The 26,651-nt window shown below is 70.5% G+C and carries 22 protein-coding genes and 2 tRNA genes; 15 read left to right on the top strand and 9 right to left on the bottom strand.

Features of this window, described 5'->3' with window-relative positions:
* The first annotated feature begins 329 nt into the window (after positions 1-329).
* The 6 genes from AC5020_RS14665 (at position 330) to AC5020_RS14640 (ending at position 6,388) form a co-directional block, all read left to right on the top strand.
* A complete protein-coding gene (locus tag AC5020_RS14665; RefSeq protein ID WP_464988811.1) occupies positions 330-962 on the top strand; it encodes a hypothetical protein in 633 nt (210 codons plus the stop codon).
* A 4-nt stretch (positions 963-966) separates the two neighbouring features.
* On the top strand, positions 967-2,295 hold the full coding sequence (gene aroA, locus AC5020_RS14660) for a 3-phosphoshikimate 1-carboxyvinyltransferase (RefSeq protein ID WP_464988810.1): 1,329 nt from the start codon (positions 967-969) through the stop codon (positions 2,293-2,295).
* Positions 2,292-3,335 (top strand): ribosome small subunit-dependent GTPase A, encoded by a 1,044-nt coding sequence (rsgA, locus tag AC5020_RS14655; protein WP_464988809.1) that lies wholly within the window; start codon positions 2,292-2,294, stop codon positions 3,333-3,335. Before aroA ends, rsgA begins: the two co-directional genes overlap by 4 nt.
* A gap of 123 nt (positions 3,336-3,458) precedes the next feature.
* Positions 3,459-4,253: an inositol monophosphatase family protein gene (locus tag AC5020_RS14650; protein ID WP_377017587.1), complete on the top strand. Its 795-nt coding sequence runs from the start codon at positions 3,459-3,461 to the stop codon at positions 4,251-4,253.
* 85 nt (positions 4,254-4,338) lie between these two features.
* Positions 4,339-5,559, top strand: a complete 1,221-nt coding sequence (locus tag AC5020_RS14645; protein ID WP_464988808.1) for a pyrophosphate--fructose-6-phosphate 1-phosphotransferase — start codon at positions 4,339-4,341, stop codon at positions 5,557-5,559.
* A gap of 136 nt (positions 5,560-5,695) precedes the next feature.
* A complete protein-coding gene (locus AC5020_RS14640; protein ID WP_464988807.1) occupies positions 5,696-6,388 on the top strand; it encodes a C2 family cysteine protease in 693 nt (230 codons plus the stop codon).
* Positions 6,389-6,415: 27 nt separating this feature from the next.
* On the opposite strand, the gene AC5020_RS14635 is transcribed toward AC5020_RS14640, so the two are convergent.
* Positions 6,416-7,063: an SGNH/GDSL hydrolase family protein gene (locus tag AC5020_RS14635; protein ID WP_377017580.1), complete on the bottom strand. Its 648-nt coding sequence runs from the start codon at positions 7,061-7,063 to the stop codon at positions 6,416-6,418.
* A gap of 120 nt (positions 7,064-7,183) precedes the next feature.
* Here AC5020_RS14635 and AC5020_RS14630 point away from each other — a divergent pair, with 120 nt between their 5' ends.
* The gene (locus tag AC5020_RS14630) at positions 7,184-8,344 is read left to right on the top strand and encodes an IS1249 family transposase (protein WP_464988806.1); all 1,161 of its coding nucleotides are present in this window, start codon (positions 7,184-7,186) and stop codon (positions 8,342-8,344) included.
* 132 nt (positions 8,345-8,476) lie between these two features.
* Here the strand turns inward: AC5020_RS14630 and AC5020_RS14625 are convergent.
* A tRNA-Met gene (locus AC5020_RS14625) sits at positions 8,477-8,550 on the bottom strand.
* Between the two features lie 176 nt (positions 8,551-8,726).
* Positions 8,727-11,816: a UPF0182 family membrane protein gene (locus tag AC5020_RS14620; protein WP_377017625.1), complete on the bottom strand. Its 3,090-nt coding sequence runs from the start codon at positions 11,814-11,816 to the stop codon at positions 8,727-8,729.
* Positions 11,817-11,997: 181 nt separating this feature from the next.
* Here AC5020_RS14620 and AC5020_RS14615 point away from each other — a divergent pair, with 181 nt between their 5' ends.
* Positions 11,998-12,552: a PPA1309 family protein gene (locus AC5020_RS14615; protein WP_464988804.1), complete on the top strand. Its 555-nt coding sequence runs from the start codon at positions 11,998-12,000 to the stop codon at positions 12,550-12,552.
* A gap of 52 nt (positions 12,553-12,604) precedes the next feature.
* On the opposite strand, the gene AC5020_RS14610 is transcribed toward AC5020_RS14615, so the two are convergent.
* On the bottom strand, positions 12,605-13,096 hold the full coding sequence (locus tag AC5020_RS14610) for a single-stranded DNA-binding protein (RefSeq protein WP_464988803.1): 492 nt from the start codon (positions 13,094-13,096) through the stop codon (positions 12,605-12,607).
* 277 nt (positions 13,097-13,373) lie between these two features.
* Positions 13,374-14,003, bottom strand: a complete 630-nt coding sequence (locus AC5020_RS14605; RefSeq protein WP_464988802.1) for a superoxide dismutase — start codon at positions 14,001-14,003, stop codon at positions 13,374-13,376.
* Between the two features lie 152 nt (positions 14,004-14,155).
* Between AC5020_RS14605 and AC5020_RS14600 the strand changes: the two genes are divergently transcribed.
* The 3 genes from AC5020_RS14600 (at position 14,156) to AC5020_RS14590 (ending at position 20,977) form a co-directional block, all read left to right on the top strand.
* Positions 14,156-18,991: a DEAD/DEAH box helicase gene (locus AC5020_RS14600; RefSeq protein WP_464988801.1), complete on the top strand. Its 4,836-nt coding sequence runs from the start codon at positions 14,156-14,158 to the stop codon at positions 18,989-18,991.
* 130 nt (positions 18,992-19,121) lie between these two features.
* Positions 19,122-20,129, top strand: coding sequence for an ATP-binding cassette domain-containing protein (locus tag AC5020_RS14595; RefSeq protein ID WP_377017571.1), 1,008 nt, complete (start codon positions 19,122-19,124; stop codon positions 20,127-20,129).
* Positions 20,126-20,977 carry an ABC transporter permease gene (locus tag AC5020_RS14590; RefSeq protein ID WP_464988800.1) on the top strand — a complete coding sequence of 284 codons (852 nt, stop codon included), beginning with the start codon at positions 20,126-20,128 and terminating at the stop codon, positions 20,975-20,977. Before AC5020_RS14595 ends, AC5020_RS14590 begins: the two co-directional genes overlap by 4 nt.
* Positions 20,978-20,990: 13 nt before the next feature.
* Here AC5020_RS14590 and AC5020_RS14585 read toward each other — a convergent pair whose 3' ends face one another.
* Positions 20,991-21,431, bottom strand: coding sequence for a hypothetical protein (locus tag AC5020_RS14585; protein WP_464988799.1), 441 nt, complete (start codon positions 21,429-21,431; stop codon positions 20,991-20,993).
* 87 nt (positions 21,432-21,518) lie between these two features.
* Here AC5020_RS14585 and AC5020_RS14580 point away from each other — a divergent pair.
* Positions 21,519-21,591: transfer RNA gene (locus AC5020_RS14580), tRNA-Arg, on the top strand.
* A gap of 10 nt (positions 21,592-21,601) precedes the next feature.
* Here AC5020_RS14580 and AC5020_RS14575 read toward each other — a convergent pair.
* Together AC5020_RS14575 and AC5020_RS14570 are read right to left on the bottom strand one after the other, a co-directional pair.
* The gene (locus AC5020_RS14575; RefSeq protein WP_464988798.1) at positions 21,602-21,955 is read right to left on the bottom strand and encodes a DoxX family protein; all 354 of its coding nucleotides are present in this window, start codon (positions 21,953-21,955) and stop codon (positions 21,602-21,604) included.
* A 7-nt stretch (positions 21,956-21,962) separates the two neighbouring features.
* Positions 21,963-22,259 (bottom strand): hypothetical protein, encoded by a 297-nt coding sequence (locus AC5020_RS14570; RefSeq protein ID WP_464988797.1) that lies wholly within the window; start codon positions 22,257-22,259, stop codon positions 21,963-21,965.
* 79 nt (positions 22,260-22,338) lie between these two features.
* On the opposite strand from AC5020_RS14570, the gene AC5020_RS14565 reads away from it, so the two are divergent.
* Positions 22,339-23,241 carry a sigma-70 family RNA polymerase sigma factor gene (locus AC5020_RS14565; RefSeq protein ID WP_464988796.1) on the top strand — a complete coding sequence of 301 codons (903 nt, stop codon included), beginning with the start codon at positions 22,339-22,341 and terminating at the stop codon, positions 23,239-23,241.
* Here the strand turns inward: AC5020_RS14565 and AC5020_RS14560 are convergent.
* Positions 23,189-24,022, bottom strand: coding sequence for an SDR family oxidoreductase (locus tag AC5020_RS14560; RefSeq protein WP_464988795.1), 834 nt, complete (start codon positions 24,020-24,022; stop codon positions 23,189-23,191). The genes AC5020_RS14565 and AC5020_RS14560 overlap by 53 nt on opposite strands.
* Before the next feature lie 286 nt (positions 24,023-24,308).
* Here AC5020_RS14560 and AC5020_RS14555 point away from each other — a divergent pair, with 286 nt between their 5' ends.
* Both AC5020_RS14555 and orn read left to right on the top strand, forming a co-directional pair.
* Positions 24,309-24,596 carry a hypothetical protein gene (locus AC5020_RS14555; RefSeq protein ID WP_464988794.1) on the top strand — a complete coding sequence of 96 codons (288 nt, stop codon included), beginning with the start codon at positions 24,309-24,311 and terminating at the stop codon, positions 24,594-24,596.
* On the top strand, positions 24,593-26,485 hold the full coding sequence (orn, locus tag AC5020_RS14550) for an oligoribonuclease (protein WP_464988793.1): 1,893 nt from the start codon (positions 24,593-24,595) through the stop codon (positions 26,483-26,485). Before AC5020_RS14555 ends, orn begins: the two co-directional genes overlap by 4 nt.
* Positions 26,486-26,651: the final 166 nt, after the last annotated feature.

Here is a 26,651-nt window from a genome sequence, read left to right as displayed (position 1 = left end):
CGGGGTCGCCTTCGCGCATTGCCTGGTCTGTTGTCGTCTGCTGTCGTCTGTCGTCGCCGGTCGTCGTCTGCTGTCGTGTGTCGATGTCTGCCGTCGTGTGTCGGTATTTGTCGCCGTGCATCGACCGTTGTCGGGGTCCACCGATGTCTACCGATCTGTCGGCTCATCGCTGCCGTGCGGCCACCCGCGGGCCAGCGGCGCGCGTCGGGACCGGATGGTTCAACGCGCCGGGCGCGGCGCTTGTTCCCTGCGCGGTAGTCTGGACGTCGGTGACCTGCCCGACATCGGTCACCGGACCTGCTGACACTCGTCAAGATCGTGAGGACACCATGGCCCTGGTCCGCCGTATCGCCCGTCCCCTGCTCGCCGCTCCCTTCATCTATGAAGGCGTGCGCACCGCCCAGCGCCCCGAGCGCGAGATCGATGTCTACCCCGAGGCGTTCGAGGCGGTCGACTCCGCTCTGGCCAAGTCCTCGACCCCCGACTTCGTGGACGTGCGCACGATCATCCGGGTCAGCGGCGCCGTCGCCGCCGGCGCCGGCGTCCTGTACGCCACCAACCGTTGCCCCCGCGCCGCGGCCGCGCCGCTGCTGCTGACCACGTCGGTCGGCTGGGCCGGTCGCAAGAAGGTGTGGGAGCTGCGTGGCGAGGAGCTCCTGCAGGAGGTCCAGTCGATCCTCACCGACGCCGGCCTGCTCGGCGGCGTGCTGCTGGCCGTGGTCGATCACGAGGGCCGCCCCTCGCTCGGGTACCAGGTGAACAAGTTCGTCGAGACCAGCCAGAAGAAGGCCGCCGCCAAGCAGCGCGAGCTCGAGAAGAAGGCCGGCTCCACGCAGCGGAAGCTGGAGAAGAAGGCCGACGCCACCAAGCGGGACCTGCAGAAGAAGGCCGGCAAGGCCCAGAAGCGCGCCAAGGCCACGGCGGGCTCCGCGCAGAAGCAGCTCGCCTCGCAGCGGGGCTGAGGCCGTGTCCCCCGAGGTCCTGTGGACGGCACCGGTCGCCGACAGACCCGTCGATGCCCTGGTGCGGGTCCCGGGATCGAAATCGCTGACCGCCCGCTGGATGGTGCTGGCGGCCGCCGGGGCGGGACCTTCCGATCTGCGCGGGGCCCTGGTCTCGCGGGACACCCGCCTGATGCGCGATGCGCTCGAACGCCTCGGGGCCACCCTCGAGGTCCATGAGGACTCGCTGCGCATCCATCCGCTCCCGCCGCCTTCGCCGCATCCTGCGGATCCGATCGAGATCCACACGGGTCTGGCAGGGACCGTCATGCGCTTCGTGCCGATGCTGGCGGCGCTGCACCACGGGGACGTGCGGTTCACCGGGGACGATGCGGCCCTGGCACGGCCCATGAGCGCCGTGATCGCGGCCCTTCGGCAGCAGGGCGTGGAGGTCACCGAGCACGGAGAGCCCGGCCACCTGCCGCTCACCGTGCACGGCACCGGGCGCCTCGGCGGCGGCCGGGTCGAGATCGATGCTTCGGCCTCCAGCCAGTTCATCTCCAACGTGCTGCTGGTCGGGGCCCGTGGCGAGGCGGACCTCGAGCTCGTCCACGTGGGCAAGACGCTCCCGTCCCTGCCGCACATCGAGATGACCGTGGAGACGCTGCGCCAGGCCGGCGTCGAGACCGCGCACCACAGGGACGGCACGGGCAGGCCGGTGTGGACCGTCGCCCGCGGCGAGATCGAACCGGTCGCCACCACGGTGGAGCCGGATCTCTCGAACGCGGGCCCGTTCCTCGCCGCCGCGATGGTCACCGGCGGCACCATGGCCGTGGACGACTGGCCGGAGGTCACCACACAGCCCGGGGACGCCTATCGGGACCTGTTCAGCCGGATGGGCGCCGAGGTCTGGCGCGAGGGCCGCACTCTCACCGTGCGCGGGACCGGCGTCGTCCAGGGCATCGACGCGGACATGTCCGCCGTCGGCGAGCTGGTGCCGACGATCGCCGCCGTCGCCGCCCTGGCCGATTCGCCGTCCCGGCTGCGAGGCGTGGGGCATCTGCGCGGCCACGAGACGGACCGGCTGAAGGCCCTGGCCACGGAGCTGACCAAGGTCGGCGCCCGCACTCTCGAGCACGAGGACGGCCTCGAGATCCACCCGGGCGAGCTGCACGGGGACACGTTCGAGACCTACGAGGACCACCGGCTCGCCACCGCCGCCGCCATCCTCGGTCTGCGTGTGCCCGACCTGCGGGTCGTCGACATCGGCACCACCCAGAAGACCCTGCCGGACTTCGTGGGGATGTGGCTGTCGATGCTGCACACCGACCCGCCCGCCGGCGAGGACGCGTGAGCCGATCACCGCGCGACTACGACGAGGCCGACGTCCGCGTCCGGCCCAACCGTCGCGGGTCGCGGCCCCGCACGAAGGACCGCCCGGCGCACGCCGACGCGATCACCGCACGCGTGGTCTCGGTCGACCGCGGTCGCTGGCGGACCGTGGTCGGCGCGGGCACGGACGAGGAGCGCACCGTGACCGCGATGCGCGCCCGGGAGCTGGGCCGCTCCCCCGTCGTCCCCGGCGACCTGGTGGGACTGGTCGGCGACACCTCGGGTCGCGAGGGGACGCTGGCGAGGATCGTGCGGATCCACGAGCGCAGCTCGTTCCTGCGCCGCAGCGCCGACGACGACGACTCCACCGAGCGCCCGCTGGTCGCCAACGTCGACCTGATGGTGATGGTGACCGCCGTCGCCGAACCGGAGCCGCGCGGCGGGATGATCGACCGCTGCCTGGTGGCGGCCTACGTCGCCGGGGTGGATGCCCTGCTGGTGCTGACCAAGGCCGATCTGCGCTCCCCCGAGGAGTTCCTGCGCAGCTACACCCCGCTGGGCCTGGACCACGTCGTGACCCGTCGCCGCCCCGACGGGGAGGTCGAGGGCCTCGAGGAGCTGCGCGAGCGGCTCTCCGGCCGCATCAGCGTGCTCATCGGCCACTCCGGCGTCGGCAAGTCCACCCTGATCAACGCGCTGGTCCCCGGCACCGACCGGGCCATCGGCGAGGTCAACGACGTCACCGGCCGTGGCCGCCACACCTCCTCCTCGGCGCTCGCGATGCAGCTGCCGGGCGCCGACGGGTGGGTGATCGACACCCCGGGGGTGCGCTCCTTCGGGTTGGGGCACGTCGATCCCGACGAGCTGCTGGATGCCTTCGGGGATCTGGCCGGCCTCGCCGAGTCCTGCCCCCGGGGCTGCAGCCACCTCGAGGACGCTCCGGACTGCGCCCTCGACGAGCTGGTCGAGACCGGAGCGGCCGGCAGCGCGGGACCGGCCCGTCTGGCCTCCTATCGCAGGCTGGCGGTCACGCTGCGGCAGAACGACCCCTGGGACGTGTGACCGCGCCCCGCGGCCGGGCCCGAATCGCGCAGGGCGGATTCTCCGCACCGGGACGCCCGGCTCCGCCCCGTGGTTCCGCGTCGCTGCGCGGCTGCGGGCCCCCGGAGCTCTAGGGTGGGCTCCATGTCCAGCCGCTATGCCGACGACCTGCGCCTCGCCCATGTGCTCGCCGATGCTGTGGACCAGCTGACGCTGTCCCGCTTCAAGGCGCAGGATCTCGAGGTCACCACCAAGCCCGATCTCACCGAGGTCACCGACGCCGACAAGGCCGCCGAACAGCTGGTGCGCGCGCAGCTGGCCCGTGCCCGCTCCCGGGACCAGGTGATCGGCGAGGAGTTCGGCACCACCGGTTCCTCACCGCGCCAGTGGGTCATCGACCCCATCGACGGCACCAGCAACTTCGTGCGCGGGGTCCCGGTGTGGGGAACCCTGATCGGTCTGATCGAGGACGGCCGGCCCGTCGTCGGCCTCGTCTCCGCCCCCTCGCTCGGCCGCAGATGGTGGGGAGGCACCGGCGCCGGGGCGTGGACCGGTTCGCGGATCAACAGCGCCACCCGGCTCAGCGTCTCCGGCATCGACCGGCTGGAGGAGGCCTCGCTGTCCTACTCCTCCCTGCACGGCTGGGCCGAGCGCGACCGGCTCCCGCAGATGCTCAACCTCATGCAGCGCTTCTGGCGCACCCGCGCCTACGGCGACTTCTGGTCGTACATGCTGGTCGCCGAGGGCGCTGTCGACGTCGCCTGCGAGCCCGAGCTCGCTCTGCACGACATGGTCGCCCTGGCGCCGATCGTCACCGAGGCGGGCGGGCGATTCACCTCGCTGGACGGCGAGGACGGTCCCTTCGGCGGCAACGCCGTGGCCACCAACGGGCTGCTGCACGAGGAGATCCTCACCGCGCTCGCCGCCGAGGCCGTCTGAGGGGACGGACGCCGCGCGGCGGAGGGGCCGGGCATCGGTAGACTCGTCGAGTCGTGACCCCGAACCGTGAAGGGACCCCCTCTCCATGACCGTCAAGCGCGTCGCCCTGCTGACCGCAGGTGGCTATGCCCCCTGCCTGTCCTCCGCCGTCGGCGGCCTCATCGAGCGCTACAACGAGCTGGTGCCCGATGTCGAGATCATCGCGTACAAGCACGGCTACTGGGGTCTGCTGACCGGGGAGAAGATCGTCGTCGATGACGAGGTGCGCGCCAAGGCGGGCCTGCTGCACAACTACGGCGGCTCCCCCATCGGCAACTCCCGCGTCAAGCTCACCAACACCGCGAACCTCGTCGAGCGCGGCCTGATCGAGGAGGGCCAGGACGCCCTCGAGGTGGCCGCCACCAAGCTCCAGGAGGACGGCGTCGACGTCCTGCACACCATCGGCGGCGACGACACCAACACCACCGCCGCGGACCTGGCGAAGTACCTCCACGACAACGGCCACGACCTCCAGGTCGTCGGCCTGCCCAAGACGATCGACAACGACATCGTGCCGATCCGCCAGTCCCTCGGCGCCCAGAGCGCCGCCGAGCAGACCAGCATTTTCGCCCAGAACGTCATCGCCGAGCACGGCTCGAACCCGCGCATGCTCATCGTCCACGAGATCATGGGCCGCGCCTGCGGGTACCTCACCGCCGAGGCCGCACGCTTCTACCAGCGCTGGCACGCCCAGCAGGAGTGGCTGCCCTCGATCGGCCACCGCGCCGAGCGCTGGGACGTCCACGCGGTGTTCCTGCCCGAGCTGGCGCTGGACATCGACGCCGAGGCCGAGCGGCTGAGGGGCGTCATGGACGAGGTCGGCTGCGTGAACATCTTCCTCTCCGAGGGCGCCGGCATCCCGGAGATCATCGCCGAGATGCAGGCCCGCGGCGTGGAGCCCGAGAAGGACCCCTTCGGCCACGTCAAGATCGACAAGATCAACCCCGGCCAGTGGTTCGCCGACCAATTCGCCGCCAAGCTCGGCGCCGAGAAGGTCATGGTCCAGAAGTCCGGCTACTTCTCCCGCTCGGCCAAGGCCAACGCCGAGGACCTGCGCCTGATCAAGTCCATGACCGACCTCGCCGTCCAGACCGCCCTCGAGGGCGGCTCCGGCGTGATCGGCCACGACGAGGGCAACGGGGACGTGCTGCGCGCGATCGAGTTCGAGCGCATCGCCGGCCACAAGGCCTTCGACATCTCCCAGCCCTGGTTCCACGAGGTCATGGAGCACACCGGGCAGAAGATCGTCCCCGCCGAGGCCCACTGATCGCCGAGGACCGTACGAGACCGCGGGCATCCCACCGGGCGCGATCCTGATGGTGCCCGACTCGCGGCCCCGCGTGCGGACCTGGCGCCGCACCCTTCGCGCGCTCGCCCTGACCGGGCGGGCGCGCGAGGCATATGTGCCGGCAACACCCGGCCTCGGTCCCCGCGCCGCCGGATGGAGGCAGGACACCGGTCCCCTGGCTCCCCCGCGTCTGCTGCGGCCCCGGCAGGGACGCCTCGGGGACTGCTGGCTGCTCGCCGCGATGCTGGCGATCCACGAGACCGCCCCGGAGCGTCTCGCCCAGCTGCTGTCGGCATTGCCCGACGGAACTGTCGAGGTGCATCTTCCCGCGCTGGGCCACCCGATCCGCGTGGATCGGATGATGCCCGTCGACGACGCCGGCGAGTTCCTCTACGCGAGGCGCGACGGTGCGAATCCTGGCTGGGCGGGCGCCCTGGAGAAGGCGATCACCGCGTATGTGGCCGGCGGCTACGGCTACATCCAGCGCGGCTTCGCGCGCTTCGGGTTCGAACTGCTGCTGGGGATGCGAGTGCGGACGCTGCTGCGCCTGCCGCCTGCCGCCCAGCTGGCGGCCTGGACCGACGAGGGCAGGGCGGTCGCCGCCTCTACGCATCCGCTCAGCGGGCTCGTCACCACCGCCCACGGCCGGTTGCCGCCGAACCACGTGTTCGCGGTGGTGGGCGCCGATCCCCGCAGCGGACACGTGCGGCTGCGCAACCCGGTGCGGCCGGGCCGGCTGCTGGTGGTCGACGCCCGCACCTTCCGCCGCGGCTTCCTCTCGCTGGACGTGACGCCGCCGCTGCGCTGAGGACGCGACCGGTTCGGACGGGTGCTGTCAGCGGCGGGCCGTATCGACCTGGGCGAACGTCTCCAGCCAGGCGTCGGCGATGAGTCGGTGCCCGGCGATCGTGGGATGCACGCCGTCCTCGGCGATGCTGAGCGGGGTGTGACCGACGCTCCAGGCGCGCTGCAGCACCGCCTCGAGGTCGACGACGGCATGGCCGAACTCGCGGGCGAGATCGCGGATGATCCGGACCTTCACGTCCAGGTCCGTGTGGATGATCGTCTTGTCCTCGTCGACGTCGACGACGAACGGGATCACCAGCAGCACCGGCACGGCGGGCCGGGTGGCCGAGAGCTGGTCGAGCAGGAAGCGGTAGCCCTCTTCGAACTCCTCGGGCGTGATCTCCTCGCCCCGGGTGAAGCGGTGCCAGGCATCGTTGACACCGACATAGATCGTGACGACGTCCGGATCGAGGTCGAGGCAGTCCGGACCGAAGCGGCCGACGAGGTCCGCGACCTTGTGCCCGCCGATCCCGCGGTTGATGACCCGGGCTGTGGGCTCGTGGGCGGCGAAGTGCTCGGCTATCAGGCGTACGTAGCCGTATCCCAGCTCCTCGGGATCCTCGCGGCGTTGGCAGTCGGTGATGGAGTCGCCGATGAAGAGCAGGGTCCGGGGCTCGGGCAGAGATGGCGTCGTCATGGTCGACATCCTGCCAGAGCCACGTGCGGGTTATAGGCCAAAATGTGTGTATAGATCGGCCGGTTTCTGGTGATTGACCTGGGGTGATGGGGGCTTTGACATGCTCTGGAAGCATGTTCGGTGTCTCGTCCTCGCAATCGCCCTGTCTGTCGTGTATGCGGTCTGGTGCTGGTCAAGAACGGCACCACCACCTCGGGACGGACCCGATGGCGCTGTCGCGACTGCGGCTCCTCAGCGACGCAGTCCCGCGGCGACATCACGCGCAAGGCCGAGCTCGAGTGGTTCCTGGACTGGCTGCTGCGCGGCCGGGACCCGAGCGATCTGGCCGGCAGCGGTCGCTCGTTTCGCCGCAAGACCGCCTGGTGCTGGCGTATCGAGGTGCCTCCACCGGCGGCGACCGGCGAGATCCATGACGTGGTGATGCTCGATGGCACCTACTTCCAGAACTGGTGCCTGCTGGTCGCGACCGACGGGGACCACGTCATTGACTGGCAGTGGTGCGACCGGGAGAAAAAGGTCGCCTGGGCTCAGATCCTGCAGCGCTGGCCCGCCCCACGGATGGTCGTCATCGACGGCGGCACCGGGCTGCACGCAGCCCTGCGCGAGCACTGGGAGACCACCCGGGTCCAGCGCTGCTACTTCCACATCTTCCAAGCCGTCCGGCGCCACACCACCCTCAGCCCCCGCCTCGATGCCGGACGCCAGATCCTCGCCCTGACCAGGGCGCTGATGAAAGTGGAAGACCTGGATCAAGCGGCGGCCTGGATGGGCGCCTACGCCTCATGGGAAGCAGGATGGGACCAGTTCCTGCGCCACCGCACCTACGCGCGCCGCGGCATCGTCCGGCCCCGCGGGGTGCCCGAGCAGCGACAGTGGTGGTACACCCACCGCGAGCTGCGCACCGTGCGGGCACTGTTTCGCGGCCTGATCAGCAACGAGAACCTCTTCGCCTGGCTCGAGCTGGCCACCGAGACCCAGCCGCTGGCACGGACCACGTCCCCACTCGAAGGCGGACCGAACAAAGCAATCAAGGACCTGCTGCGCAACCACCGCGGGATGCCCACCCCGCATGCCCGTCAGGCCGTGAACTGGCTGCTGGACAGCCTCACCGCCACGCCCCGCGACCCGTGGACGCTGGTTCGGCCCGAGCACTGGAACCCACCGCCCCCGCGCCCGAAATTCACTCCCGAACCCGAGCCAGGCCCAACCCTGGGCACCAACTTCTCCTGGGAAGACGGCAACGGCATCCAACGCGGATGGGCCGGCCGATCACCCCGATGACCAGCCCCGACACGCCGACGCCATACACACATTTTGGCCTATAAACCCCACGTGCTGACCTGCGGTGCCGTTCGAGGGCACAGCACAAGGGCCCCTGGTCGGTGTTTCCACCGGACCAGGGGCCCTATCTCGTAGCGGGGGCAGGATTTGAACCTACGACCTCCGGGTTATGAGCCCGGCGAGCTACCGAACTGCTCCACCCCGCGGCGACATCCATAACTTTACGGGCACCGCCCGCCGCCGTCCAACTCATCGCCGTCCAACGTGTGCCATCACACGTTCATGGCCCGTTCACCTGGGCGAACGTCAGAACGCCCGACCGCAGCGGCATGGCACCGGAGCGATCGGGCGTCCTGATCAGGCAGGAGTCAGGAGCCGGCGATCAGCCGCCCCCGCCATCGGACGGCTGAGCCGGGACGCCGGACCCGCCGAGCTCCTCGTTGGCCTCCACCGCGCGCTGCAGGGCGTCGGCGACGCGCTCCTGGGCCTCGCCGTAGGCCGCCCAGTCCCCCGCTGCCATGGCCTCCTCCGAGTCCTTCACGGCGGCGTCCATATCCGCCAGGGCCTGGTCGAGACGCTCCTGGGCGGAGCCTCCCTGGTCTGCGGGCTGCTCCTCGTCGGCCGGGGGCTCCTCGCCGTCCGCCGGCGCCTCCTCGCCGTCCGGCGTCTCGACCGTGCCCTCGCCGGTCTCGGTGTCGGCGGTACCGGCGACACCGTCGGGGTCGGTGACCTCGGCATCGCCGGCGGTGGCGCCGGAATCACCGCCGAAGACCAGATCCAGGGCCTCGTCGAGCGTCGGGGCGAAGCCGATCTTGTCGCCGAAGGAGACCAGCACCATCTGCAGCAGCGGGTACTGCGTGCCGCCGCCGGAGGCGGAGGACTGCAGGAACACCGGCTGGACGTACAGCAGACCGCCGCCGACGGGCAGGGTGAGCAGGTTGCCGTTGATCACCTCGGAGTTGCCCGATTTCAGCAGGTTCAGGGCTTGGGAGACGTTCGGTTCGGCGTTGAACGTGGCCTGCACCTGCCCCGGCCCGTTGACCGGGTTCGAGGCGGGCAGCACCAGCAGCGTCTTGTCACCGTAGGAGTCCGCAGGGTTGCCCTCCGTGCTGCCGGTCTCGGAATCCACCGCCAGGTAGCCCGTGAGCACGTTCTGGCCCTCTGTCGGGATATAGCTCGAGGAGAGCGTGAACCTGGGTTCATCCGCGTTGGGCATCTGCATGGACAGGTACATCGGCGGCTGGGCGGGCTGCTCGCCGGAGCTGCCATCCGGATTCTCCGGAGCCGGAACGGTCGGATCCGGCGAGACCTGCCAGAAGTCCTGCTGGCCGAAGAAGTCGTCCGCGTCGGTGACGTGGTACTTCGAGAGCATCTCGCGCTGTGCCTTGAAGTAGTCCGCCGGGTAGCGCAGGTGGCTCATCAGCTCACCACTGATCTCCGAGGCGGGCTGGAGGGCATCGGGGAACACCTCGGACCACGCCTTGAGGATCGGGTCCTCGGTGTCCCAGGAGTACAGGGTCACCGACCCGTCGAACGCGTTGACCGTCGCCTTGACGCCGTTGCGCATGTAGTTCGCCTCGCGGTCACGCGCAGCTGCGGTCTCGTTGGGGTTGGTCTGCGAATCATCGACGACCCCGTCCAGCTCGGCGGACTGGGAGTACGGGTACTCGTCGGTGGTCGTGTACCCATCGATGACCCACACCATCTCCCCGTCCACGACGGCCGGGTACATCTGGGAGTCCAGCGAGAGGAACGGCGCGACCTGGCGGACCCTCTCCTGCGGGTCGCGGTCGTAGAGGATCTGCGACTCTTCGTTGAGGTACCCCGAGATCAGGATGTTGGGATCGCGGAACTTGATCGAGTACAGCAGCTGGTTGAAGAAGCCGCCGACGGAGGGGCCGCCATCACCTTGGAAGGTGTTGTAGACCTGGTCTCCGCCCTCCTCGTCATCGGTCCCGGACTGGTAGTCGAACTCCTCGGGCTCATGGCCTTCGGGGGCGCCGACGATGGAGTAGTCCGGAGAGTGACGGCCGAAGTAGACCCGCTCCTCGTAGTCGCCGAAGGCGCCATCGCCGGGCACACCGGACTGCAGGAAGCTGGGCTCTCCATCGGCGTTGCGCTGGTTGCCATAGGCGGCGGCGGTGCCGTAGCCGTGGGTGTAGATGATGTGCTGATCCACCCATGAGCGCTCGTTGAGACCGAACTTGTCCGGTCGCAGCTCACGCACGCCGATGACGGTGTCCTGCAGTTCGCCGTCGATCTCGTAGCGGTCCACGCTGAGCACGTCGTCGAAGCCCCAGTAGCGACGGTTCGCCTCGCGCTGCTCGAACGTGGGCGAGATGATGTTGGGGTCCATCAGGCGGATCTGCGCGGTGGTCGAGGCGTCCTCGCGCAGAGCGCCCGGCTCGGCGTCGGTGGTCGCGGTGTAGGAGACCTCGTTGACGTCGTCGATGTCGAACGCGGCGCGGGTGGCGTCGATGTTGCGCTGGATGAAGGGCTGTTCCAGCGCACGCTCGTTGGGCTGGACCTGGAACTGCTGGATGGCCCAGGGATAGAGGTTCCCCACGGCCAGCGTGGACAGGATCATCAGGCCGGCGCCGATCGCGGGGATCCGCCAGTCGGACCGGAAGATCCACAGCACGAACAGGGCCGCGACCGCCACAGCGGCGATCGCCAGGATGGTCTGTGCGGGCAGGATGGCGTTCTCGTCGGCGTACGAGGCACCGTGGAAGCGGTCGTGCTCGGCGGTCAGCAGGTCATAGCGCTGGAACCAGTGCCCCGCACCGAGGATCAGCACGTAGATCGCGGCCAGGACACCGAGGTGCCGGCGCGCGGCGCGCGTGACCTCGAGCCCGCTCTCCTGCCCCCAGGCGACGCCGCCGTAGATGAAGTGGCCGATGACCGCGCCCACGATCGTCACCAGCAGGACGAACCTGCCGAAGTTGATGATCATGTCGATCACGGGCAGCGTGAAGACGTAGAACGAGATGTCGTTGGCGAAGATCGGATCGACCTCGCCGAAGGGCTGGGGATGCAGGAACAGCTGGACGTCCTGCCAGCCGCGCGAGGCCGCCAGCCCGCCGAATGCCCCGATGATCAGCGGTGCTGCGATGGTCACGCCGCGGCGCAGAGGATCGACCGCGGAGCGGAACTGCTCGAGGGCTTCCTGCTCACGCGTGACCGGCGGGTAGACCGGACGCTTGGTGTAGGCCATCCGCAGGCTCAGGAACAGCGGCACCGAGAACACGAGGAACCCGAGCACGAACAGGATGCCCTGCGTGACCCAGCGGACGACCTGCACGCTGGTGAAGCCGAGCTGATCCATCCAGAGATACTTCGTCCACAGCTCCGATGCGATGAGCAGCAGCAGGATCAGGGCCGCGACCGCGATCGCGGCGATCGCCAACGGGGAGATCCTCCGCCGGTCCGTCGTGTTCGGGTCGGAAGCCGGGCGCGGGCGCGGCCGGGGCATGTCGCCGAATGGGGCGGAGAAACTCACGGATAACCTCGGGTGCCTCGGGGTCGGAGCCGGCGGCACCACCTGCAGCTACGCAGGGAGCAACGTCGGGTCTCCGGGTACAGTGGGCGCCGCCGCTCATGGCGGTGACCCCTCTATTCTGTCAGGCCGAAGCTGTAAGGGACCTCTCGATCCGATGACGACTCCCGACGCGGACCCGCTCGATGCTCCCACGGCCGCCCTCGCCGCCGCGGTCCTCGAGGTGGCCCGCCATCTCGAGGCTGAGCCCCTTCCCGCTCCCAGGCTCTTCGCCCTGGCCCGCAGTGCGGAGCTGACGGCGGCCTCGCCCGCCCTCGCAGCACTGCTGGGCGCCGACGGCGCCGGCGCGGACGCCCCTGATGACCTGCACCTGACACCGATCGATCTCGACGAGGGCCCCACGGGTGAGCCGGCGGACTCGGCGCCGCGACAGGACCCCCTCGCCGCGCTGCAAGAGGTGCAGTGGCCGGACCTGGCAGCAGGCGGAGCCCTGGCGTGCGACCTGGCGCCCAGTGCGTGGGCGCTGCGCGACGGGGTCGGCGAGACCGAGCTCCCCGCGGGGCGCCCCCTGCGCGTGGTGGTCGCAGCGCTGGCCGATGGCACCACGTGGTCGGCGGTGCACCGCGGCGACGAGGAGGGCTATGTCCTCGGCGCCGCGCTGCTCCCCGACCTCTCTGCGGCTCTGGTGCAGACGTTGACCTCCGACGCCTGAGCTCCTTCCCACGAACTGCTTCGGACAGCGCCGGCCTCGAGAGGCGGCGACGTCAGGAGGCGGTCGTCAACGCCCCCTCCACTGGTGCCTCCCCGGTCAGCGCCGAATCCACGTCCGCGTCGTCCACGGCCTCGGAGGCGATCTCGCCGGTGTGCGGGTCGTGGTCGGGAATGTCGCTGTTCTTCAGCGGCCGGGTGAACGAAGCCGTCCCGAAGGTGAGGTCGTGGCCGATGGCTTCGGCCTGGAGCGTCAGGGAGTGACGGATCGTGCCGTCCTCCGCCGTCCATTCGGAGCTGCCGAGGCGGCCGGAGACCACCAGCGGATGGCCCTTGCTCACCGATCGCATGAGATTGCGGGCCAGCGCCCGGCGTGCGAACACCGAGATGAACTCCGTCTTGCGGTCGGTGAAGTCGCCTTTGGTCGAGTCGTAGTAGCGGCCGGTCACCGCGATGCGCACGATCGCGGTGACGCTGCCGTCGCTCTGGAGCCGCTCGCTGGGGTCAGCGGTGGCATTGCCCATGAGAACTGTGTTGAGGTCGCGCATGGTGATGTCCTTCCTGAGGTTCCGGGGACGTCCCGGCGTCGGCTCCGTGCCGACCCTCCCCAGCGTTGCCGCGACCTCCGCTGACCTCCAGTGCTCCGCCGGTTCTGTGGACGAAGCGGCCATGGGGAGGAACGGTGGCGGCGCCGGCCACGCCGGCCGGCTCGATCTTCGTCGGAACCGCGCGCAGGCAGACGCCGCCCATGCGAAGCGGCCGGCCCCGCTGTGGGGACCGGCCGCCGGCGATGGTGTGTCGATCCGTCGGGATCGACGCGTGCGATCAGGCCTGGGGGACGACCAGACCGGAGGCGTTGGAGCGGGCGTTCTCGAACCGCTTGGCCACATCGGCCCAGTTCACGATGTCCCAGATCGCCTTGACGTAGTCCGCCTTGACGTTCTGGTAGTCGAGGTAGAAGGCGTGCTCCCACATATCCAGCTGGAACAGCGGGATCGTCGCCACCGGCACCCCGTTCTGCTGATCGTAGAACTGCTCGATCACCAGATTGCCACCGGCCGGCTCGTAGGCCAGCACGGCCCAGCCCGAGCCCTGGATACCCAGCGCCGCCGCGGTGAAGTGGTCACGGAACGCATCGAAGGAGCCGAAGTACTCATCGATCGCGGAGGCCAGCTCACCGGTGGGCTTGTCCCCACCTTCCGGGGAGAGGTTCTTCCAGAAGATCGAGTGGTTCGTGTGGCCACCGAGGTTGAACGCGAGGTCCTTGGAGAACTGGTTGACCGAGGTGAAGTCACCCGACTCCCGGGCCGCCGCCAGACGCTCCAGCGCCGTGTTCGCGCCCTTGACGTAGGTCGCGTGGTGCTTGGAGTGGTGCAGCTCCATGATCTGCCCCGAGATGGACGGCGCGAGAGCCCCGTAGTCGTAATCGAGATCCGGAAGCGTGTATTCCGCCATGTCGTTCCCTTTCGGTAGACGTTCGGTCGTGCTCGCGCGCTCCGCGTTCGAAGCGCATCGCCTCTCATCCTTCCACTTTTCGCCGCCTGTGGCAGGGCCGTGATCATCCTCGATCCGCTCCGCTCGGCAGCCGCCCGCGGGACAATGGGCGGGTGAGCGACGATGACCAGCGGCTGATCACGCCCTCCGTGCAGAGCGCGGAGGGCGCCGGCACCGACCGGACGTTCGACAGGTCGGTCGACGCACCACAGCACCGCGAGCTGCCGGAGAGCCTGCACCCGGCCACGCGGGCATGGTTCGCCCGGGATCTCGGTGCGCCCACCCCTGTGCAGTTGGGCGCCTGGGACGCCGTGGCCTCGGGCGAGGATGCCCTGGTGATCGCACCGACCGGTTCCGGCAAGACGCTGGCGGCCTTCCTGCGCGCGCTGGACGATCTCATGTTCGCCCCGTCGGCCGAGGAGCAGCGCAGAGAGCGCACCCAGGTCCTGTACATCTCCCCGATGAAGGCGCTGGGCGTCGACGTCGAGCGCAATCTGCGCCGCCCGCTCGCCGGCATCGCCGCGCAGGCGGAGGCTTCCGGACACGAGGCGGCACCGGTTCGAGTGGGCGTGCGCTCCGGGGACACCACCTCCTCCGAGCGGCGACGGCTGATCGCGCACCCGCCGGACATCCTGATCACCACGCCCGAGTCGCTCTTCCTCATGCTGACCTCCGCCGCGCGGGAGACGCTGATGGACGTGGACACCGTCATCCTCGACGAGGTCCACGCGGTCGCCGGCAGCAAGCGCGGCGTGCATCTGGCCTTGTCCCTGGCGCGGCTGGATGCCCTGATCACGGGTGGCGACGCGCCCGGCGAGCGCCGTCGGCCGCAGCGACTGGGCCTCTCGGCGACGGTGGAGCCCGCTGAGGAGGTCGCTCGCTTCCTCTCCCCCGCCGGAACCAGGGCACGGGTGGTCTCCCCGCCGGGCGCCAAGCAGTGGGACCTCGGCGTCACGGTGCCCGTACCGGACATGGACGACGTCGCTCCCCCGGCCGACGCGGTCGACGAGGAGGACGTCTCCGGCACGATCTGGCCGCACGTGGAGCGGGCCGTCCTGGCCGAGGTCGAGGCCCACCGCTCCACGATCGTCTTCTCCAACTCCCGGCGTCAGGCCGAGCGGATCGCCGAGCGGTTGAACCTCCTGCATCGACGGCTGCGCGCGAGCGAGCCCGAGGCGATCCTCGAACGTGCCGACCTCGAGGGCGACAGCGGTAGCGCTGAGGCCGGCGAGATCGCCCGCGTCCATCACGGCTCCATGTCCAAGGAGGCGCGCCGGCAGACGGAGGACCTGCTCAAGGCCGGGTCGCTGCGCTGCGTCGTCGCCACCTCCACGCTCGAGCTGGGCATCGACATGGGGGCGGTGGACTGCGTCGTGCAGGTCTCCGCGCCGTTCGCGGTCGCCTCGCTGCTGCAGCGCGTGGGCCGGGCCGGCCACGGGGTCGGCGACGTCTCCCGCGGGAGGCTGCATCCACTGCATGCGCTGGACGTCGTCCACTCGGCGCTCATGGTGCGCGAGGCGGCGGCGGGCCGGCTGGAGCCGCTGGAGGTGCCTCGCAACGCCCTGGATGTGCTGGCCCAGCACACGCTCTCGGCCGCCGCCCTGGACGAGCTGGATGTCGGTCGGTGGCTGGAGGTGGTCCGCTCCGCCCATCCCTATGCGGAGCTTCCCCGCAGCGCGTTCGATGCCGTAGTCGACATGCTGACCGGGCGATACCCCTCGACCGCCTTCTCCGAGCTGCGACCCCGGCTGGTCCACGATCGCGAGCGGGGCGTGCTGACGGCCCGGCCCGGCGTGCAGCGCCTGGTGGTCACCAACGCCGGCACGATCCCCGACCGCGGCCTGTTCCCGGTGTTCCTCGAAGCCGGCGCGGAGCAGCCCCGTCGGGTCGGCGAGCTGGACGAGGAGATGGTCTATGAGTCCCGCCGCGGTGATGTGATCACGCTGGGCACCTCGAGCTGGCGGATCGAGGAGATCACCCATGAGCGGGTCACCGTCTCCCCCGCGCCCGGGTTCTCCGGGCGGCTCCCGTTCTGGCACGCCGACAACGCGACCCGGCCCCCGACCCTGGGTCAGGCGATCGGCGAGTACCTCGAGGAGCTCGCCGAGCAGGATTCAGGCGAGCGCGAGCAGGCGCTGACGGGCCTGGGTCTGGATCCCCATGCTCGCGCCCAGGTGCACCTGCTGCTGGAGCGGCAGAACCAGACCGCCGGGGTGATCCCCAGCAGCCGGCGCCTGGTCCTCGAGCGCTTCATCGACGATCTCGGCGACTGGCGGATCGTGGTGCACTGCGCGCTGGGCCGGCGGGTCACCGCCCCGTGGGCACTGGCGATCAGCGACCGGCTGCGGGAGACCGGCGGCTCGCAGGTCCAGGTCGTCGCCACGGACGACGGCATCGTGCTGCGGCTGCCGCAGGGTGCGGCCGCACCGACCGCGGACCTGGTGCTGTTCTCCCCCGACGTCATCGAACAGACGGTCCACCACCTCGTAGGCTCCTCGGCCCTGTTCGCCTCCCGCTTCCGCGAGTGCTCGGCGCGGGCGCTGCTGCTGCCGCGCCGGGTGCCGACCTCGCGGGCGCCGCTGTGGCAGCAGCGACAGCGCTCGGCCACCCTGCTGGACGCCGCCCGGGACCATCCGGATTTCCCGATGATGCTGGAGGCGGCGCGGGAGTGCCTGCAGGACGAGTACGACGTGCCGGCCCTGACCGCTCTGCTCGGCGATCTCGAGGCCGGCCGCATCGAGCTGGTCGAGGTCGACGTCGACCAGCCCAGCCCCATCGCCCGCGCCGTGATGTTCGGGTACGAGGGCACCTTCATCTACGACGCCGACGCCCCGCTGGCAGAGCGCCGCACCGCGGCCCTGACCCTGGATCAGTCGGTCCTGGCGGAGCTGCTGGGGACCGTGTCGCTGCGCGAGCTGCTGGTGCCGGAGGCGATCGCCCGCGTCTGCGCGGACGCGCAGCTGCTCAGCCCCGAGCGCGCGATCCGGGACGCTGAGGATCTGGCCGACGCCCTGCGCCGGCTGGGGCCGCTGACCCAGGCGCAGGTGCTCGCGCGCTTCTCGCGCACCGGCCCGGTTGCCGATTCCGATACCGATTCCGATACCGATGCTGCGCCCGCGCCCGACCCCGCCACCGTCCGCGGCGCTGTCGCGGAGCTCGAAGCGGCGGGCAGGATTCTGCGACTGCACTGGCACGACGACGAGCATCTCGCCCTGGTCGAGGAGGCAGGCCTGTGGCGGGACGCCGCCGGGAGCGAGGTGCTGCCCAGCGGCGCTGAGGGACAGCTGCCGCCGGTGGTGCTCGACCCCGTCGAGGACGCCGCGGTGCAGGTCGTGGCGCGGTGGGCTCGCTCGCACGGCCCGTTCACGGCCGAGGAACTCATCGAGCACCTTCCGCTGCCGCCCGAGACCGTGCGGTCGACCCTCGCGGAGCTCTCCGCGCGGCGGGTGCTCTCCCGGGGCGGGTTCCTCCCGGGCCGCGAGAGCGAGGAGTGGGTCGATGCCGACGTGCTGCGGCGGATCCGACGGGCCTCGCTGGCCGCCTCCCGCCGTGACATCGCGCCCGTCTCGCCCGCTACCTTCGCCACCTTCACGCTGGGATGGCACGGCGTGGGGAGGGAGCCGGCAACCCCAGCAACCCCAGCAACCGACCCGGATGCTGCCGCGGACGCGCTGGCGGACGTCATCGACCAGCTCACCGGACTGGAGGCGCCGCTGAGCGTGTGGCGGGAGGATCTGCTGCCCGTGCGACTGGGGGCCTCCGCCCAGCGTCTGCTCGAGGAGTCCCTGTCGCGCGGCGAGGTGGTCCTGACCGCCCGCGGGGGCGGCGGCTCCCGAGAGCCTCTGGTCAAGCTCCATCTCGCGGACGCGATGGCGCTGGGGATCGATGGCGAGGAGATCGCCGGGGCCCGAGCCGCCCTGGAGGCGGGGTCCCTTCCTCGACTGGTCCTGGACGCGCTGGATGATGCCGTCGGCCCGGTGCGCCTGTCCGACCTGGCCGCCGCGGTGCGCCGACGGCGCGGGGATGACTCCTCCCTGTCGCTGGCCCAGGTGGCCGCGGCGCTCGAGGAGCTGGCCCTGGCGGGCCTGGCGACCCCTGATTCGCTCACCGCGCTGCCGGGCCAGCAGGCCGCCTCCCGTCCCGCGCCCGCTCGGTCTCCCGGCCACCGCGGCGGGTCCGCCTCCCGGCGGGGCCGACGCGGTGCCGCCCGGCTGTCGGCCTCCCTGCTGCGCGCGGAGAGCGAGGATTCGGCCCTGGCGTCGCTGACGGGACCGGCCGCCCGGGGGCGCTGGAGCGCGGTGCGGATCCCGGATGTCGACCCCTCGGCCCGCCGTGCGGCACGGGTCGCCCTGCTGGTCGATCGCCACGGACTGCTGACCCGCGGCGCGGTCACCCAGGAGGGTGTCCCCGGCGGCTGGTCCTCGGTGTTCCGCGAGCTGGCCGATCTCGAGGACTCCGGCTCCGTGCGCCGCGGCTACTTCGTCGAGGGCCTGGGCGCCGCCCAGTTCGCCCAGGCCGCTGCCGTGGACCGACTGCGCTCGGCCCAGCCCGGCGGCCCCACGGTGGTCCTCTCCGCGCTGGATCCGGCGAACCCCTTCGGCGCGGTGCTCCCGTGGCCGGAGTCCCGCGCGGCGGGGCGGCCACAGCGTCGCGCCGGGGCGCACGTGGTGATCGTCCGTGGCCGGGCGGCCGCCTACCTCGAAGCCGGTGGCAGGTCGCTGCGGTGGTGGCTCGAGCACGACGAGGGCTGCGCGCACGAGGCGGCCTCGGCCCTCGCGCAGGCGGCCGATGCGGGGCGCCTGGGACGCGTCGCGATCGAGAAGATCGATGGCGTGGCCGTCACTGCCCCCGAGGCCGAGCAGACCGCCGCGTCCCGCCGAGCCGTGGACGCCCTGTTGCGCGCCGGCTTCTCCCGCTCCCCCAAGAGCCTCCGCTTCCACGGGCGGTAGGAGAGCGACCGTCGGCCGCTGAGTATCTCTGAGCGGTCACGATGTCCGAAAAGCACTGGACTGGCCGGCCCGGGCCGAGCACATCCTCGTCCGCCCCCGCCGACCACGTCCACGTCCAGGAGGCGCCCCCGTGAACGCCGACCGTGAAGCAATCCGCACCGAGGGCCTGGTCAAACGGTTCGGCGACAACGTCGCGGTGGACGGCATCGACCTCGTCGTCCCCCGCGGTGGGGTATACGGGGTGCTGGGCCCCAACGGCGCCGGCAAGACCACCGCCATCCGCATGCTCGCGACGTTGCTGCGGCCCGACGCCGGCCACGCCCAGGTGCTCGGCCACGATGTCGTCGCCGAGGCCCGCACCGTGCGCGAGAAGATCGCCTTGACGGGACAGTTCGCGTCGCTGGACGAGGACCTCACCGGCATCGAGAACCTGATGCTGCTGGGACGCCTGCTGGGCTACAGCAATCGCCGCGCCCGCTCCCGCGGCCTCGAGCTGCTCGACGCCTTCGGTCTCGATGACGCCGCCGGCCGCCAGGTCAAGAAGTACTCCGGCGGGATGCGCCGCCGCCTCGATATCGCTGGGTCCCTGCTGGTCACCCCCGAGCTGATCTTCCTCGACGAGCCGACCACCGGGATCGATCCGCGCAGCCGCAACCAAGTGTGGGACATCGTGCGCACCTTGGTCTCCGCCGGGACGACCGTGCTTCTGACCACCCAATACCTCGAAGAGGCCGATCAGCTCGCCGACCGCCTCGCCGTCATCGATCACGGCCGCGTGATCGCGGAGGGAACCTCCGGACAGCTGAAGGCCCAGGTGGGCGCCGGGGCACTGAAGGTGCGGGTCGCCGACCCCGCGCAGCGGGAACTGGCGGCCGACGTCCTCACCCGCGCCACCTCGGCGGAGGCCACGCGGGAGCCGGATCCCTCGGCGCTGGTGGTGCGACTGGAGTCCACCAGCGGCGCCGCCGGCGCACTGCGAGCGCTGGAGGAGTCCGATGTCGAGGTCGAGTCCTTCGCTCTGGGCCATCCCAGCCTGGACGAGGTATTCCTGGCGCTCACCGGTGAGCACGCCGACACAGCCCGCAGCACCGACGATGACGGAACCCGCGCCGACGAGGAGAGTGTGAGCACGTCATGAACCAGGCCACCGTCTCACCGGGCACCGCGACCGCGACGGCCCCGGACCGGATCCGCAGCGTCCTCGTCGCCCCCGGGGACCGTCCCCGCCGCGCCTCGGCGCTCAGCGCCTGCCTCACCTACGGCTGGCGTGCCCTGCTGAAGATCAAGCACGTCCCCGAGCAGCTGTTCGACGTGACGATCTTCCCGATCATGATGACGGTGATGTTCACCTACATCTTCGGCGGGGCGCTGGCTGGGTCGGTGGGTCAGTACGTGCAGTTCCTGATCCCGGGCATCTTCGTCCAGACCCTCATCATGATCACGATGTACACCGGGCTCACCCTGAACCGTGACATCTCCAAGGGAGTCTTCGACCGGTTCCGCTCCCTGCCGGTGTGGAGGCCCTCGCAGCTGGTGGGCGCGCTGCTCGGGGATCAGGTGCGCTACGCGCTGGCGGGAGTGATCATCCTGCTGGTGGGCGTGGTGATGGGATTCCGTCCCGACGGCGGACTGATCGGGGTGCTGGCGGCCTTCGCCCTGCTGCTGGTGTTCTCCTTCAGCCTGTCCTGGGTGTGGACGATGATCGCGCTGATGGTGCGCAGCGAGCAGGCGGCGATGGGCGTCTCGATGTTCATCCTGATGCCGCTGACCTTCGCCTCGAACATCTTCGTCAGCCCCGAGACGATGCCGAGCTGGCTGCGGGCGGCCGTCGAGGTCAACCCGATCTCCGTGGTGGTCGGCACCGTGCGTGAGCTGATGAGCGGGACGTACGACGGCGGGTCGCTGCTGACCGTGCTCATCTACTGCGCCGCCCTGGTGGCCGTGTTCGGGCCGATCTCGATGGTGATCTACAACCGCAAGTCCTGAGCGGCACGATCCCTCAGGGCACGATCCGACGCGGTGCCCCCGCCTCGTCCGTGCCCAGCCAGCCACGCAGGATCAGCACCAGCGCGGCGCCGGAGAGGACCCCGTCGGCGATCCCCACCGGCAGCAGCAGGACCATCAGCACCAGCGTGACCGCGCAGTTGACCAGCGACAGCGCCAGCCCCCAGAGCCGGTTCCGCAGCAGCGCGATGCCGCCGATGATCCGCAGCGCGGCGAAGACTCCGCTGAGAGCCATCATCGAGGAGAGGTTGTCCTGGAGATAGGCGAGAGCGAAGATCTCGGTGCGCTCCGTGATCACCTCCGGCGGGATGCGCAGGGCCAGCAGCGCCAGCAGGCCGAGGGCGGCGGAGGCCTCCATGAGGACGCCCTGGACCAGCAGCAGCACAGCTGCCACCTGCAGCTGCCGGCGCCGGGAGCCCGATGTGTTCTCCGCCATGGTGACCAGACAACCATTGCCCCGGTCACCGTGGGGCTCGTCCGTACGATCGGCCTGTCGGATCCTCGGTAGACTCCGGGGCCGTCAGCCTCCATAGCTCAATGGATAGAGCAACGGCCTTCTAATCCGTAGGTTGCAGGTTCGAGTCCTGCTGGGGGCGCCCCGCAGCTTCACCCGAGGGTGAAGCGTGCCGCCGCCGCGACCGCGAGGGTGAGGTAGGCCAGCGGAGACGCGATGTTGTGCAGCACGCGCTCGCTCACATGCCTCCAGACGGCGCCGACGTAGAACAGCACCAGGCCGGTGGCTGCCACGAGGCCTACCCAGGGCAGCCAGACCAGCCCGACGGCGAGGCCGAGAGCCCCGGCCGCCTTCAGAGCCGCGAGGAGGGGAAGCACGGATCTGCTCAGGCCGACCTCGTCGGAGTTCTCCAGCACGAATTTCGCGGGAAGGAGATCCGCCACGACGATGGCGATGTTCGCGGCGAGGCACACGACCAGGAGGACGTTCAGTACCGTGATCAGCATGGCGCGCTCATGCCTCGTAGTGCCCGAGAACCGTCGCCGGTTGCGGCGGCACCGGTCGCCCGGCCCAGTCGGCGATCCTCTCCCGGACAGCCAGAGACTCGGGCAGGCTGGTCAGGGGATTCTCAGCGGCATCGCGCAGATCCAGCAGCAGCAGTATCTCCGGAGGTTCTCCTACCCGGATGGCCGTGTACTCCACGCCGTCCGGGGCAGCTGCAGCAAGGGCGACGAAGAGCTCGTGGAGCGCTGATTCGATGTCCGCCAGACGGTTCGCGTGAGGTCGGAAGCGAACGATCTGTAGAGTCATGGTCAGGCCTTTCGTGTGGGGGTCGTCAGGTGGGGCTTCCTCACTCCTTCTGACGTCCCGCCCCCGACAAAGGTGACCCATGCTCGAGGATTTCGAGAACGTTCGGCCCCATCTGCTCGCCGTCGCCCTCCGCATCGTCGGCTCCGTGCACGATGCGGAAGACATCGTGCAGTCGGCCTACTTGCGTGCCCGACGGGCCGAGTCCGCTGAGATCCATAACCCGCAGGGATGGCTGACCACGATCACCGCGCGACTGTCTCTCGACCATCTCCGCTCCCAGCGGCGCCACCGGGAGCTTCCCCTGCCCGAGAAGGATCCCGCCGACGAGGCGCTCGCGCCCGAGGAGCACGCGCTCCGGCGCGACGACGTCTCCCGGGCACTGCTGGTCGTCCTCACCCAGCTCACCCCGCCCCAGCGCGTCGCGCTGGTCCTCCATGACATCTTCGGCGTCCCCTTCGAGCAGGTGGCCTCGGTGCTCGAGACCTCACCCGCTTCGGCGAAGAAGCTGGCCAGCCGTGCTCGTCATCGAATCGATCCCGAGCAGCCGGCGGATCCGGCCGTGCACGCGGAGCACACGCGCGTCGTGGCCGCCTTCCTCGAGGCGGCCGGCAGTGGGGATCTCGAGCGGCTCACCCGCCTCCTCGCTCCCGATGCCGTGCGCGTCGCAGATCGCACTCTGCTTCCGTCTCAGACTCCGACCGTCGTGCACGGGGCGCGAGCCGTCGCGAAGGAGACCCGCTCGTTCCGCCACCGCATCCTCATGGGCGTCCCGCTCCTCATCGACGGTGTTCCCGGCGCGGTGATCGCGCCCGGCGGCATCCCGCTGATCACCGTCAGGCTGACCATCGATGGCGGTGCCGTCCACCGCGTCGATCTGGCCCCGTACCGTCGCGAGCATCTCCGTGTGCCGGGCACGACGTCGGGTGTGGTCAGGATGCCGCGAAGTCCGCGCGGTGGTCTCGCGCCCACTGACGGAAGGTGAGCGGCGGCCTGCCCAGGACCCGAGCGACGTCCTGCGAGACCGGTTCAGGAGTGTCGGCACTTGCAGCCCAGGCCGCCAGGATCATGTCGGCGAAGTCCTCTCCCACTTCTGCGGCCAGAGCGGGCCGCGCGTCAGCCGCCGTCTGCTCCTCCCAGACGGCGTCGTGCTCAGCCTCCTCGGCGATGACGCGGGCCTGGTCGATCTGGCTGATCGCCTCCGGTCCGGTGAGGACGTAGGAGCGGCCCGCGTGACCGTCGTCGACGAAAGCTCGCACGGCAACCGCCGCCACGTCCTGCTCGTGGACGAGCGAGCGGCGCATGCGGCCGAACGGCGCCCGCACGACTCCGCGATGGATCTGGTCGGACCACGCCAGGGCATTGACCGCCAGCCCGGAGACCCGCAGGAAGGTCCACTGGGGAACCGAGTCCCGGATGGCTCGCTCCACTGCACCCCAGACGCCGCCCTCCTCCGCCTCGGTCGCGGACAGGTAGACGACGCGTCCGACGCGACGAGCCAGGGCCTCGATGACCTCTCCCGCGCCGGCGGCCTCGTCGTCCGTTCCCGGCCAGATCAGGTAGGCGGCTGTCGCGCCCCGCGCCGCGGCCGCCACGTCGGCGGGACGCGTCACGTCGCCCGCCACGACGTCCGCCCCCTCAGGAAGAGCCGCTCGCTCCGGGTCGCGGGTCAGCGCTCGCACGCGATACCCCTCGGCGAGGAGCCCTGCTACGACGTGCCGGCCGGTGTTTCCCGTGGCGCCGGTGACCAGGATCAAGGGTGTCATCGTCTCTCCTCCGTGGTGATCGTCTTCATGCACTGACGCACACTGAGGGTTGAACAATGGTTGAAGTCAAGGGTGCCCGAGAGCCACGGAGATCTCCGACCGCACAGCCCGTCGGGCCCGGTCGGCACCGGACGTCGTCACCATGTCAGCACCGTGGCGAAGGAGGACTACGCTCGAGGACGGTCCATGGCTTGATGCGTCGAGGCACCGCGCAGCTCTTGCGAGCGGGCGGGCGCGTCCAGCGTCCGAGCATCAGCCCGAGCATTCGACTCCCGAGGAGCCCCCCATGATCATCAAGGCCCTCACGGTCGGCGGCATCGCCCTCCTGCTCGCGCTCCGGTTATTGCGGGGACGCTTCGGGGCCCGCCTGCTCGGGGTCTCCGTCCGCGTCCTGAACGTGGTCTATCTCCTGGCGCTGGTGCTCGCCGCTGCCCTCGCGGTGATCTTCGAGGCGTGGGTGCTGCTGGTGGTGGTCGCCGTCCTGCTGGTGCTCAGCGCGGTCGAGGAGATCCGTCGGCGTGCCCGTCGCAGTGCCGACCCGCCCTCGCGCGCCCGCGATAGTGTGGTCCGGTGACATCCACCTCCTCCCGCGCCATCAACGACCGCATCATCTGGGTCGACTGCGAGATGACCGGCCTCGACAGGGAGCGCGACGCGCTCGTCGAGATCGCCGTCCTCGTCACCGACGCCGATCTGAACATCCTCGGCGAGGGCATCGACCTCGTCATCAAGCCTCCGGCCGAGGCTGTCGAGGGCATGGATCCCTTCGTGGTGAACATGCACACCACCTCGGGACTCATCGACGAGCTCGAGAACGGAATGAGCCTCGAGGAGGCCGAGGAGCTGTGTCTGGCCTACGTCCAGGAGTTCTGCCCCGAGCCGGGCAAGGCACCGCTGGCGGGCAACAGCGTCGGCACCGACCGCGTCTTCCTGGACCGCGACCTGCCGGTGTTCGCGGGCTGGCTGTCGTACCGCACGATCGACGTCTCCAGCTTCAAGGAGCTCGCCAAGCGCTGGTTCCCCCGCGTCTACTACAACATCCCCGCCAAGCACGGCGGCCACCGCGCCCTCGCCGACATCCGCGAGTCCATCCAGGAGCTGAAGTACTACCGCCAGGTGCTGCTGACCGCCGAGCCGGGCCCGACCACGGCCCAGGCGCAGGAGGCGTCCCGCACCTTCGAACTCACCGAGGAGACGTCCGTGACCCCTGCGCCCGGCCCCCACACCCCCTGGATCGACCGCCTCTCGCACCGCACCTGGCTGGAGGGCGAGGGCGATGAGCTGCTCGTGTTCGGCTCGGAATCGGTCCGCGAGGACGGCGGCTTCGCCTGGCTCGACGAGGACGGCGCCCCGGATCTCTCGCGCCCCTCGGAGCTGTGGATCACCTGCCGGATGACGCACAGCTTCGCCCTCGGCCACCTGCTGGGTCGGCCCGACTTCGGCCGGTTCGCCGACCACGGCGTCGCCTCGCTGCGGGGCGTCTTCCGTGACACCGAGCATGGCGGCTGGTTCGCCTCGGTGGCCGACGGCAAGCCCGTCGACGACTCCAAGCAGGCCTACGCGCACGCCTTCGTGGTCCTGGCCGCCTCCTCCGCTCTCGCCGCCGGCCGTCCCGGTGCCCAGGAGCTGCTGGACGAGGCCCTCGCGGTGCTCGACGAGAAGTTCTTCGAGGAATCCGCCGGCATGAGCGTCGATACCTTCGACCGCACCTTCACCGAGTGCGAGGAGTACCGCGGGATCAACGCGAACATGCACACGGTCGAAGCCCTGCTGGCGGCGGCCGACGTCACCGGTGAGCGTCGCTGGCTGGACCGCGCCGTGGGCATCATGACGCGCGCGATCGACGAGTTCGCCCGCGCCAACGACTGGGCCCTGCCGGAGCACTACGACACCGACTGGAACCCGCTGCTGGACTACAACCGCGACCAGCCGAACCACCCCTTCCGGCCCTACGGCGCGACCGTCGGCCACTGGATCGAGTGGGCCCGCCTGGTGCTGCACGGGCGCGCCGCACTGATCGCGGCCGACGGGCAGGCGCCGGAGTGGATGCTGGAGGCCGCCACCGCGCTGATGGAGAAGTCCGCCGCCAGCTTCGGCGCCGACGGAGCGCCCGGCTTCGTCTACACCGTGGACTGGGACGGCACCCCGGTGGCCCGCGAGCGGATGCACTGGGTCGCGGCCGAGGCCGTCGGCGCCGCTGCCGTGATGTACCAGGTCACCGGCGATCGCGTGTGGGCCGAGCGCTACGAGCAGTGGTGGGAGTACATCTCCACCTATCTGCTCGACGCGGACGGCGGCTCCTGGTTCCACGAGCTCGATGCGGACAACGAGCCCCAGGGCGTGACGTGGCCCGGCAAGCCGGACATCTACCACGCCTTCCAGGCCACGCTCATCCCCCGCCTGCCGGTCACGCCGACGCTTGCGGCGGCTCTGGCCGACGGCCGGCTCGATTCGAACCTCTGAGCCGGTCGTCCACAGGGACGGCGCCGCGGGAGCGGCGTCGTCTCAGACGCTATGAGGGTGGCGGGGTTGAGAGGTCTTGTGGCCCAGGGCCCCGCTATGAAGACTCGTGGATCACCCTGGTCGATGGGCGGCCGGGGTGCGCACATTCGTAGGAGGCCCTGGTGTT

It is taken from the genome of Brachybacterium sp. SYSU DS0246, assembly GCF_059391765.1.
Note: the sequence above shows the minus strand (reverse complement) of the source record. Positions and strands in the feature narration are given on the sequence as shown.

Excerpts from the sequence above, each read along its gene's own strand:
- AC5020_RS14585 (WP_464988799.1), bottom strand. The coding sequence starts at position 21,431 with ATGGCGGAGAACACATCGGGCTCCCGGCGCCGGCAGCTGCAGGTGGCA.
- AC5020_RS14645 (WP_464988808.1), top strand. The coding sequence starts at position 4,339 with ATGACCGTCAAGCGCGTCGCCCTGCTGACCGCAGGTGGCTATGCCCCC.
- AC5020_RS14590 (WP_464988800.1), top strand. The coding sequence starts at position 20,126 with ATGAACCAGGCCACCGTCTCACCGGGCACCGCGACCGCGACGGCCCCG.
- AC5020_RS14565 (WP_464988796.1), top strand. The coding sequence starts at position 22,339 with ATGCTCGAGGATTTCGAGAACGTTCGGCCCCATCTGCTCGCCGTCGCC.
- AC5020_RS14610 (WP_464988803.1), bottom strand. The coding sequence starts at position 13,096 with ATGCGCGACCTCAACACAGTTCTCATGGGCAATGCCACCGCTGACCCC.
- AC5020_RS14605 (WP_464988802.1), bottom strand. The coding sequence starts at position 14,003 with ATGGCGGAATACACGCTTCCGGATCTCGATTACGACTACGGGGCTCTC.
- AC5020_RS14665 (WP_464988811.1), top strand. The coding sequence starts at position 330 with ATGGCCCTGGTCCGCCGTATCGCCCGTCCCCTGCTCGCCGCTCCCTTC.
- AC5020_RS14620 (WP_377017625.1), bottom strand. The coding sequence starts at position 11,816 with ATGCCCCGGCCGCGCCCGCGCCCGGCTTCCGACCCGAACACGACGGAC.
- AC5020_RS14615 (WP_464988804.1), top strand. The coding sequence starts at position 11,998 with ATGACGACTCCCGACGCGGACCCGCTCGATGCTCCCACGGCCGCCCTC.
- AC5020_RS14555 (WP_464988794.1), top strand. The coding sequence starts at position 24,309 with ATGATCATCAAGGCCCTCACGGTCGGCGGCATCGCCCTCCTGCTCGCG.
- AC5020_RS14635 (WP_377017580.1), bottom strand. The coding sequence starts at position 7,063 with ATGACGACGCCATCTCTGCCCGAGCCCCGGACCCTGCTCTTCATCGGC.
- AC5020_RS14650 (WP_377017587.1), top strand. The coding sequence starts at position 3,459 with ATGTCCAGCCGCTATGCCGACGACCTGCGCCTCGCCCATGTGCTCGCC.
- AC5020_RS14570 (WP_464988797.1), bottom strand. The coding sequence starts at position 22,259 with ATGACTCTACAGATCGTTCGCTTCCGACCTCACGCGAACCGTCTGGCG.
- AC5020_RS14575 (WP_464988798.1), bottom strand. The coding sequence starts at position 21,955 with ATGCTGATCACGGTACTGAACGTCCTCCTGGTCGTGTGCCTCGCCGCG.
- AC5020_RS14560 (WP_464988795.1), bottom strand. The coding sequence starts at position 24,022 with ATGACACCCTTGATCCTGGTCACCGGCGCCACGGGAAACACCGGCCGG.